Source organism: Stenotrophomonas sp. Steno-Z2 (genome assembly GCF_056393235.1).
Genome location: NZ_JBWJOY010000019.1, coordinates 1 through 2,041 on the forward strand (window position 1 = coordinate 1; position 2,041 = coordinate 2,041).

Below are 2,041 nucleotides of genomic sequence, written 5' to 3' on the forward strand. Positions count from 1 at the left end.
CCTGAACGCGGCGGTGGAAGCCGCGCGTGCCGGCGAGCAGGGCCGCGGCTTCGCCGTGGTCGCCAGCGAGGTGCGCACCCTCGCCCAGCGCTCCGCGGGCGCGGCCAAAGAGATCAAGGAGCTGATCGAGAACTCGGTCGGCAAGGTGGCCGAAGGCTCGACGCTGGTGCACCAGGCCGGCTCCACCATGGGCGAGATCGTCACTTCGGTGCAGCGCGTCACCGACATCATGGCCGAGATCTCCGCCGCCTCGCAGGAACAGAGCGCCGGCATCGAGCAGGTCAACCAGACCGTGGTGCAGATGGACGAAGCCACCCAGCAGAACGCCGCGCTGGTGGAGGAAGCCACCGCCGCGGCACGGGCGATGGAGGAACAGGCCACCCAGCTGGCCGAGGCGGTCTCGGTGTTCCGTACCGGAACCGGCAGGCCCGGCGCCGACCCACGGCCGGCCCGGCGCGCCGCCGCCGGCCCGCGCGTCCCGGCCCCAAAGCTGGCCCCCGCCCCACGCCCGATCGAATCGGCGATGGTCGCCGAGGCCGGCGACTGGCAGGAATTCTGAGCAGGCACGCGTGAAAAGCCGCCGCCGGCCCCGCCGGGGCCGGCGGCCTGGCAGGAACTTCCCGACGGACGGCAAGGCCCGGCCCTCAAGAACCGCCGCCGCCGACCGATGAATCAGGGGATTCCGCCCTCATCGGTTCTTCCATGTCCGCTTCCTCACCCCGCGCCTCGTCCGGCGAACGCAAGAGCAGCGTCGCCACCCGCCTGATGCTGGGCATCGCCCTGATCGCCCTGGCCGCCTTCGGCCTCACCGCCGCCATCAGCTACTGGAAGAGCAGCCGCGCCCTGCTCGCCTCCTCGCAGGCCACGCTGGAGAACCTGGCCCGCTTCGAAGCCCAGCACCTGGCCGCCGAGATGAGCCAGACCTACGACACGGTGCAGACCCTGGCCGAGAGCCTGGGCACCCAGCGCGGGCAGATCAGCCGCGCCGCCGTCTCGCAGACCTTCCGGCAGCAGATGGAACTGCACCCCGAGCGCGCCGGCATGTGCGTGCTGTGGGAGCCGGACGCGTTCGACGGCCTGGACGCGCAGTTCGTCGACGCCCCCGAGCACGACGCCACCGGGCGCGCCATGAGCTACTGGGCAAGGGTCGGCGGCGAACTGGTCACCGAGCCGCTGCGCGACTACGAGGATCCCAAGCTCGGCGCCTGGTATGTCACGCCCCGGACGCTGAAGAAGCCGGTCATCATCGAGCCGTATCCCTACGAGGTCGGCGGCAAGACCCTGATGCTGACCACCATCGCCATTCCGATCATGGACGGCGACAAGGTGCTGGGCGTGGTCACCTCCGACTTCGAGCTCTCGGCCCTGCAGGAACGCGTCGCCCAGCTGCGCCCGATGGGCGAAGGCCGCGCCGAGCTGCTGTCGCCGATGGGCATGGTCGTCGCCTCGCCGGACGCGGCCAATGTAGGCAAGACCCGCGACGACGCCACCACCAGGGCGATCCTGGCCGCCGTCGCCGAAGACAGGCTCTACAGCAACTTCAAGGCCGACGAAGGCGGCATGGTGGAAGTCTATGCGCCGCTGCGCGTGGGCGGGAGCGACCGCCGCTTCGCGCTGGGCGTGATGGTGCCGCGCGACCTGCTCACCGCGCAGGCGCGCTCGCTGCTCGGGCTGGTGGCGCTGGTCGGCCTGCTCGCCGCTGCCTCGCTCTGCGCCGGCCTGTGGCTGCTGCTGCGCGCGATGGTGCTGCGGCCGCTGGCCGACGCCGTGCGCGTTTCCGGCGACGTCGCCCAGGGCCGGCTGGACACCGCCATCCCCGAACGCCGCAACGACGAGCTGGGCCAGCTGCTGCGGGCACAGTCGCACATGCGCGAGCAGATCCGTTCGGTCATCCACGCCCAGGGCGAGATGGCCGCGCGCCACGACGAGGGCAACATCAGCCATCGCATCGACGCCTCGCGTTTCCCCGGCGATTACGGGGTGATGGTCGCCGGCACCAACCAGCTGGTGTCCAGCCACCTGGACGTGACCCGGCGCATCG

At 71.4% G+C, this 2,041-nt stretch carries 2 protein-coding genes; both read left to right on the forward strand.

Annotated elements, in window-relative coordinates:
- A partial coding sequence (locus tag AC06FP_RS16805) for a methyl-accepting chemotaxis protein (protein WP_478076331.1) occupies positions 1-559 on the forward strand: 559 nt, incomplete at its 5' end.
- Between the two features lie 143 nt (positions 560-702).
- On the forward strand, positions 703-2,041 hold a 1,339-nt coding region (locus AC06FP_RS16810), incomplete at its 3' end, for a cache domain-containing protein (protein ID WP_478076332.1).